This is a genomic window from Streptomyces sp. NPDC028314 (genome assembly GCF_055565795.1).
On record NZ_JBVHTP010000015.1, the window covers coordinates 216,307 to 223,723 of the forward strand.

Sequence of the window (7,417 nt, forward strand, 5' to 3'; positions counted from 1 at the left end):
GCCAGGGGGCCGGGCGTCACGCCGCGCCGGCGGCCAGGCCGCTTTCCCAGGCCCAGGCGGCGATCTCCACGCGGTTGCGGGCGTCGAGCTTGGTCTGGACGTTGGCCAGGTGCGTCTTGACGGTGGACAGCGATACGAAGAGCTCGCCGGCGATCTCGGCGTTGGTCAGGCCGCGTGCGAGGCAGCGTACGACGTCCACCTCGCGTTCCGTGAGCGGTTCGGCGGGGCGGCGGGCGGCCTGGTTGGCGGGGGTGCGGGGGGCCATCTCGCGCAGCAGCCGCACGGTGATGGCGGGCGAGACGAGGGCGTCGCCGGCCGCTGCCGCCCGGACGGCTTCAACCAGCATGGCCGGGCTGGCGTCCTTCAGGAGGAAGCCGGACGCTCCGCCGTGGAGCGCCGCGTGGACGTACTCGTCGAGGTCGAAGGTGGTGACGATGACGATGCGCGGCTTGTCCTGGCCGCAGAGGCGGCGGGTGACTTCGAGGCCGTCGAGTCTGGGCATGCGGATGTCCAGGAGCAGGACGTCGGGGCGGTGCGCGGCGACGGCGGCGAGTGCGGCTTCGCCGTCGACGACGTCCGCGACGACCTCGATGTCCTGCTGGCTTTCGAGGATCATCCGGAAGCCGGTCCTGACCATCTCCTGGTCGTCCGCGATGACCACTCTGATCGCCATGCCGTGCCTGCCCCACTGTCGTCCGCTGCCGATGGTGTCTTCCCAGGCGGATTCTTTCCATGGGACCGGTGCGTGCGTCGGCCCGCAACCGCTCGGCGGGCCGTCGGGAGGAGGCCGCGGGGCCGGGACAGCGGTGTTCCGGCCTCGCGGTGCTCCAGCCGACGTTACGTACATTCGGGGCATTGCGCTTCGTCCTTCCGGCCGGTTCCGCCGGGGTCGCGGCGGCCGGAAGGACGAGGGCGGGTCAGAGCGTCGCCGCCGCGTTCCTGATGGCGTCGGCGAAGGTGGAGACCTCGGTGTAGACGCCGGGGTAGTTCGGGCGGGCGCAGCCCTCGCCCCAGCTGACTATGCCGACCTGGATCCAGGCGCCGGCGTTGTCGCGGCGGAACATCGGGCCGCCGGAGTCGCCCTGGCAGGTGTCGACGCCGCCCTGGGGCAGGCCGGCGCAGATCTCCTCGCCGGGGACGAGGTCGCTGCCGTAGGAGCTCTGGCAGCTGGCATCGGAGACGAAGGGGACGGTGGCCTTCATGAGGTAGCGCTGCTGGCCGCCGCCCTCGCGGGTGGCGCCCCAGCCGGCGACGGTGAAGGTGCCGTTGTCGTAGGCCTTGGTGTCGGCGATCTTGAGGGTGGGCTGGTTGATGGGCTTGGCGAGTTTGATCAGTGCCCAGTCCTTGCCCTTGCCGTTGTAGCCGGGGGCCTGGAGGACCTTGGTGGACTTGACCTTGACGGCGCTGGAGCTGTTGAGGTCGACGACGCCGCCGGTGGCGGTGATGGAGGTGTTGTTGCCGGAGCCGTTCACGCAGTGGGCGGCGGTGAGGACGATCTGCTGGGTGTACAGGGCGCCGCCACAGCCCATGGAGAGCCGGACCATGAAGGGGAACTCGCCCTGGGCGGCGCGGGTTCCGCCGACGACGGGCGCCTGGGAGGCGGTGGCGGAGCCGGGCTGGAGGCTGACGGCGGCGAGGGCTACGGCGCCGACGGCGAGGCTGCGCTTGAGGATCGCGGCAAGGTTGGTCACGGTCAACACACTGCCTTTCGTGGGGGGTTGGGCTGTGCGTGCGGGGATACCCCCGGCGGTGGCCGGAGGCGAGTGACTGACGGGTCCATGACACATCGCACGTACGGTCGACTTCAAGAACGCGTTTTCGGACAACTTTCGGCGATGGGGGCCCCATGACGCAGAACAGCGGGCGCGGCAGCCCCGTGGAGCATGGATTTCCGCACCTGGAGACGGTCCGCGAGGCCGTCACGGCCCTCTTCCGGCGCCTGACGGCCGAGGGGATCCGCGCCTACGACACGAGCCTGTCCCCCGCCGACGCGGCCTTCGGCCCCGACGAGGACCTGCACCTCGGAGCCCATCGGGTGGCCTCCGCGACGGTGCGGGCGCTGCGGCTGCCCGACGCGCGCATGGTGGTCGCCTTCAAGCCGATGCGCGACGCGGCCCGTGTCGAACTGACCGCCGGACCGGAGTACTTCGTCGAGGTGAACGACCGCTTCCGCGTCCACCGGCGCGATCTGGCCGCAGCCCTGGCCCACGAGACCACCCATGTCCTGCTGCACCGCCTGGGCCTGGGCTTCCCCACCACCTTCGAGAACGAGCTCCTCACCGACACCGCCGCCACCCTCCTCGGGGCCGGCTGGCTGCTGCTCGACGCCTACCGCGAGGACGCGCTGACCCACCAGAAGCTCGGCTACCTCACCCCGGAGGAGTTCGGCTTCGTCCTGGCCAAGCGCGCCCGCCTCTTCGGGGAGGACCCCTCCCCCTGGTTCACCAGCCCCCGGGCCTACGAGGCCTACGTACGCGGCCGCGCGCGGGCCGACCGGGACCTGCGCCGGGCCCCGCTGGCGGCCGCGGGCACCCGGGAACGGCTCCGCCACGCCGCGCTGCGGCGGGCCGGGACGCCCCCGTTCGAGCGGGGCCCCGACGGGACGGTGCGGGTGGCCTTCCCCTGCCCGGTGTGCGGGCAGCGGCTGCGGGTTGCGGTGGGCGGCCGGCTGCGGGCCCGCTGCGGGCTGTGCCGCACGGTGCTGGAGTGCGAGCCCTAGAACGGGGCGTGGCCCTGGGCCTGTGCCTGGTCCTGGGCCTGTGCCTGGTCCTGATCCTGGCCCCGCGACGCGCGCTCGCGCAGCGCGGCGGCGGTCTGCTCGTCGGCGGGCAGGAACGCTTCGAGGTGCAGTTCGGCGAGGGTGACGTCGGTGGCCGTCGCGAAGGAGGTCAGCGTGGTCAGCAGGCGCAGTTCGCCGCGGCCGTCCAGGGTGCGCAGCCGCAGCGGAACCGCGAAGCCCAGGTGGTCGGGACCCGGGTCGGCGGCGGGCACGTAGCCGCGCAGTTCCTCGATGAACGCGTCGAGCAGCGGATCGGGGCTGCGCAGGGCCACGGCGCGCATGTTCTCCAGGACGTGGCGGCCCCAGGCCGCCAGGTTCAGCACGCGCGGCCCCATGCCCCGGGGGTGCAGCATCAGCCGCAGCACGTTCACCGGCGGGCGCAGCAGCTCCGGTGACGCGCCCTCGGTCAGGGCGTCCATCGCACGGTTGGCGGCGACGACCTGACCGTAGGGGCGCACGACCACCGCGGGGTAGGGCAGGTGGCCGTCGAGCACCGCGCGCAGCGCCTCCCGGACGGGGCGCAGCATCGGCGCGTCCAGGTCGGACTCGGGGAAGACCGGGGCGTATCCGGCCGTGTGCAGGAGGGCGTTCCGCTCGCGCAGCGACAGGCCGAGCGACTCCGCGAGCCTGATGATCATCGTGCGTCCGGGGCGGGACCGGCCGCTCTCGATGAAGCTGATGTGCCGCTGGGTGGTCTCGGCGCGGGCCGCGAGCTCCAGCTGGCTCAGCCGCCGGGAGGCCCGCCAGCGCCGCAGTTCGGCGGGGAAGTCCGTGCTCTGCGTCGTCGCGGTCATGGGGCAGTTCTAGGCAACGGGGCGTGCTGCCCGCAATTCCCTGGCGGGAATTGTGGGCGGTCCCCGCCCGGCGCACGATCGTTCACGTCAACCCCGCCGGACCTTCGATCGGAGACATCCCGTGACGACCTCCCAGGTCATCGCCCAGTTCAATGACGCGTTCACCCGGCACGACCCGGAGCTCCTCGCCGGCCTGGTCGCCGACGACTGCGTGATGGTGAGCGTCCAGCCCGCCCCCGACGGCACGCGCTACGAGGGCGGCGACGCCTGCCTCGGTTTCTGGCAGGCCCTCGCCGCCGACGAGAACACCGTCTTCACCCCCGAGGAGGTGTTCACCTCCGGGGACCGCGCGGTCATCAGATGGCGCGTCACCTTCCGCCACGGCGAGGTGAACGAGGTGTTCGGCGAGGCCCACGCCGCGGCCGCCCCGGTGGCCGGAGTGAACCTCATGCGCCTGCGCGACGGCCGGATCGTCGAGGCCCTCGGCTACAGCAAGACGCCGTGATGCGCAGCTACCACCTGCGCCCGGGCGCGGGCATCGACGGAGTGACGCTGCGCGAGCACGACGAGCCGGAGCCGGCGCGGGGGCAGGTGCTGCTGCGGGTGCGGGCGGCGACGCTCAGCCTGCGCGAACTCCTGGTGCTCGACGGCACGTACCCGCTGCCGGTGCGGCCCGGCGTCGTCCCCGGCTGTGCCGGGGTCGGCGAGGTCGTCGCGGTCGGTCCGGGCGTCACCCGGGTCGAGCCGGGCGACCGGGTCGCCGCGACCGTGTTCCCCGACTGGCTCGACGGGCCGTTCTCGCCGGAGAACTCCGCCCAGCTGGGCAGTTCGCTCGACGGTGTGCTCACCGAGTTCGCGCTGGCCGGCGAGCAGGGGCTGGTCCCGCTGCCCGGCCACCTGTCGTACGAGGAGGCGGCGGCCCTGCCGCTGACCGCGCTCACGGCGTGGAACGCGCTGACCGGCGGGCGGCCGCCGCTGCCCGGCGAGACGGTACTGACCCTCGGCTCGGGCGGGGTGTCCCTGTTCGCCGTCCGGTTCGCTTCCCTGGCGGGCGCGCGGGTCATCGCCACCACCAGGACGCCCGGCAAGGCCGAGCGGCTGCGCGCGCTCGGCGCGGACGAGGTGGTCGTCACCGGGGACGATCCCGCGTGGGGCGCGCAGGTGCGCCGCCGCACCGGCGGGCGCGGCGTCGACCGGGTCGTGGACGTCGCGGGGGACCTGCCGCAGTCCCTGGCGGCGGTCGCGCTGGGCGGCGAGATCGCCTTCGTCGGACACTCGCTGGCAGCGGCCGCGGCCGCGCCGAGCGCGTCGGCGCTGTTCGGCGCGGGCGCGGTGCTGCGGCCCCTCGCGGTGGGCAGCCGGGCCCAGTTCGAGGCGATGAACCGGGCGGTGCGCAGCGCGCGGCTGCGGCCCCTGGTCCACCGGGTGTTCTCCTTCGACGAGGTGCCCGAGGCGCTGCGGTACTACCGCGCGGGCGGGTTCGTGGGCAACGTCGTCATCGCGAACCCCTGACCGGCAAGCGGCCCCTACGCCCAGGGGCGGTGGCCCGGGCCGGTCGGGTGGGTGCCCGTGACGCCCATGACCACCGAGTAGAGGCTGGTCTCCGCCGTGATGAAGAGGCGGTTGCGCTTGGCGCCGCCCCAGGAGATGTTGGCCACCGCCTCGGGGACGTCGAGCCGCCCGATCAGGGTGCCGTCGGGGTCGTAGCAGTGCACCCCGTCACCCATGGCGGCGGCCCATAGCCGGCCGCCGTCGTCGAAGCGGAGATTGTCGAAGCGGGCCTTGTCGCGGGCCGCCGCTTCGGCGAAGACCTTGCCCTCGGACAGCGTGCCGTCGTCGCGGACGTCGAAGACCCGGATGAAGCCCGCCCGGGTGTCGGAGACGAACAGCTGCTGCTCGTCGGGCGAGAAGACCAGCCCGTTCGGGGCTTCGAAGCAGTCGGCGACCAGCCGCACTTCGCCCGTGTCCGGGTCGATGCGGTAGACGTTGTTGGCGCCGATCTCGCTCTGCGCGCGGTAGCCCTCGTAGTCGCTGGTGATGCCGAAGTCCGGGTCGGAGAACCAGACCGAACCGTCGGACTTCACCGCCGCGTCGTTCGGGCTGTTCAGGCGCTTGCCCTTCCAGCGGTCCGCCAGCACGGTGATGGTGCCGTCGTGTTCGGTGCGCGTGACGCGGCGGTTGCCCTGCTCACAGGTGACCAGCCGGCCCTGGCGGTCGAGGGTGTTGCCGTTGGTGTGCCCGGCGGAGCGGCGGAAGACGCTGACGGCGCCCGTCTCCTCGTCCCAGCGCAGCATCCGGTCGTTGGGGATGTCGCTCCAGACCAGTTGCCGCCAGGCGGGCAGGTAGATCGGCCCCTCGGCCCAGCGGCAGCCGGTGTACAGGACCTCCAGCGCGTCATCGCCGTTCATGCACCGTCCGGTACGGAACCGGTCGTCGAACATCTCGTACAGCGCGGGGCGCTCGCCGGTCATGGCCCTACCTTTCCCACACACACCGAATCTCATCTGGCCTGATATGAAGATTGCAGGATGATCTACGACCAAGACAAGGTGATTCCGAACGAAGAGTTGTGGATCACATCTTCATCGGCCGGCCACGAAAAGTTTCCTACCGACCGGTAGACATGGACCGGGCACTGCCTGATTCTGGCCACGTACATGCCAATGCGTGACCGAGGAGCGTCCCCCACATGCGCGTTACCCGCCGCACCCGCACCACCCGCACAGGCGCCGCCGCCGTGGCGGCCGCGGCCGCCGTCATGACCCTGCTGCCCGCCGGCGCCGCCGCGGCGGCCCCCATCGCCCCGGCCCCGGCCGCCCCTGCCGTCACCGCCTCGGCGCCCGGCGGCAACGCCGTGTTCCTCGGCATCGACTACGCGGCCTGGCAGCGCGACGTGGCCGCCGCCGTCGACGCGGCCCGCCCCGCCCTCGAGCAGCGGATCGCCGCCTCCCCCGTCGGCGAGAGGCCGGCAATCGTCCTCGACATCGACAACACCTCGATCGAGACGGACTTCCACTGGTTCTGGACCTCCCCGACCCCCGCGATCGCCAAGGTCCGCGAGCTGACCCGGTACGCGAACGACCGCGGGGTGGCGATCTTCTTCGTCACCGCCCGCCCCGGGATCGTGTACTCCCTCACCGAGCGCAACCTCAAAGCGGTCGGCTACCCCGTCTCCGGCCTCTACGTCCGGGACCTGCCCGATCTGTTCGGCCAGGTCAGCGCGTACAAGACGGGCAAGCGCGCCGAGATCGAGGCCCGCGGCTACACGATCATCGCCAACATCGGCAACAACGAGAGCGACCTCGTCGGCGGGCACGCCGAGCGCACCGTCAAACTCCCGGACTACGGCGGCAAGCTCGCCTGACCCCGGCGGCCGGGGAGCACGTGCCGGAGCCGGCGGCGGGCGGTGTTTGGCGGGAGCCGGGCCCGCTTCCGCGGCGGCCCCGGGCCCCGCTCCAGCGGCCTCGGAACAGACGATGGACAACATGATGGGCTGACTGCGGTTCAGCGAGTGGATATAGCGGGTAGTCATACTCCATCGCAAGAAGGAAGCTCCGGATCCGACCCCTCGCCAGGGGGCCGGGCCCGGAGCTTCCTCGCTGCGTGGGCAACCCCTGCCCTGGCCGGGCGTTGACGGGGTTCGGGGTGTCCCCGTGGCCCCGGGCCGTTGCCCCTGCCCTGGCCGGGCGGGGGTGGGGTTCGGGGTGTCCCCCTGGCCCCGGGATCAGGTTTGCAGCTCGGCTGCTGCGGGGCGCCTCAAGCGCCGGCGGGGCTGGGTTTGGCTGCGGTCTGGGCGGGGTGCCGGTGGCGCCGCCGGGGTGGGGTGTGGTCCGGGGCGGGCATG

At 72.7% G+C, this 7,417-nt stretch carries 8 protein-coding genes; 4 read left to right on the top strand and 4 right to left on the bottom strand.

What is annotated here, in order from left to right:
* Positions 1-16: 16 nt before the first annotated feature.
* Positions 17-673 carry a response regulator gene (locus ACZ4TG_RS30695; RefSeq protein ID WP_468168853.1) on the bottom strand — a complete coding sequence of 219 codons (657 nt, stop codon included), beginning with the start codon at positions 671-673 and terminating at the stop codon, positions 17-19.
* A 244-nt stretch (positions 674-917) separates the two neighbouring features.
* Positions 918-1,700: a S1 family peptidase gene (locus ACZ4TG_RS30700; protein ID WP_468168856.1), complete on the bottom strand. Its 783-nt coding sequence runs from the start codon at positions 1,698-1,700 to the stop codon at positions 918-920.
* 146 nt (positions 1,701-1,846) lie between these two features.
* Between ACZ4TG_RS30700 and ACZ4TG_RS30705 the strand changes: the two genes are divergently transcribed.
* The gene (locus ACZ4TG_RS30705; protein ID WP_468168859.1) at positions 1,847-2,719 is read left to right on the top strand and encodes a hypothetical protein; all 873 of its coding nucleotides are present in this window, start codon (positions 1,847-1,849) and stop codon (positions 2,717-2,719) included.
* Here ACZ4TG_RS30705 and ACZ4TG_RS30710 read toward each other — a convergent pair.
* Positions 2,716-3,573 carry a helix-turn-helix domain-containing protein gene (locus ACZ4TG_RS30710; protein WP_468168862.1) on the bottom strand — a complete coding sequence of 286 codons (858 nt, stop codon included), beginning with the start codon at positions 3,571-3,573 and terminating at the stop codon, positions 2,716-2,718. The genes ACZ4TG_RS30705 and ACZ4TG_RS30710 overlap by 4 nt on opposite strands.
* Positions 3,574-3,694: 121 nt before the next feature.
* On the opposite strand from ACZ4TG_RS30710, the gene ACZ4TG_RS30715 reads away from it, so the two are divergent.
* Together ACZ4TG_RS30715 and ACZ4TG_RS30720 are read left to right on the top strand one after the other, a co-directional pair.
* Positions 3,695-4,078, top strand: coding sequence for a nuclear transport factor 2 family protein (locus tag ACZ4TG_RS30715; RefSeq protein ID WP_468168865.1), 384 nt, complete (start codon positions 3,695-3,697; stop codon positions 4,076-4,078).
* Entirely contained in the window at positions 4,078-5,085 is a 1,008-nt protein-coding gene (locus ACZ4TG_RS30720; RefSeq protein WP_468168868.1) for a zinc-dependent alcohol dehydrogenase family protein, read from the top strand. Before ACZ4TG_RS30715 ends, ACZ4TG_RS30720 begins: the two co-directional genes overlap by 1 nt.
* A gap of 14 nt (positions 5,086-5,099) precedes the next feature.
* On the opposite strand, the gene ACZ4TG_RS30725 is transcribed toward ACZ4TG_RS30720, so the two are convergent.
* Positions 5,100-6,044, bottom strand: coding sequence for an SMP-30/gluconolactonase/LRE family protein (locus ACZ4TG_RS30725; protein WP_468168871.1), 945 nt, complete (start codon positions 6,042-6,044; stop codon positions 5,100-5,102).
* A gap of 218 nt (positions 6,045-6,262) precedes the next feature.
* On the opposite strand from ACZ4TG_RS30725, the gene ACZ4TG_RS30730 reads away from it, so the two are divergent.
* The gene (locus tag ACZ4TG_RS30730) at positions 6,263-6,937 is read left to right on the top strand and encodes an HAD family acid phosphatase (RefSeq protein WP_468168874.1); all 675 of its coding nucleotides are present in this window, start codon (positions 6,263-6,265) and stop codon (positions 6,935-6,937) included.
* Positions 6,938-7,417: the final 480 nt, after the last annotated feature.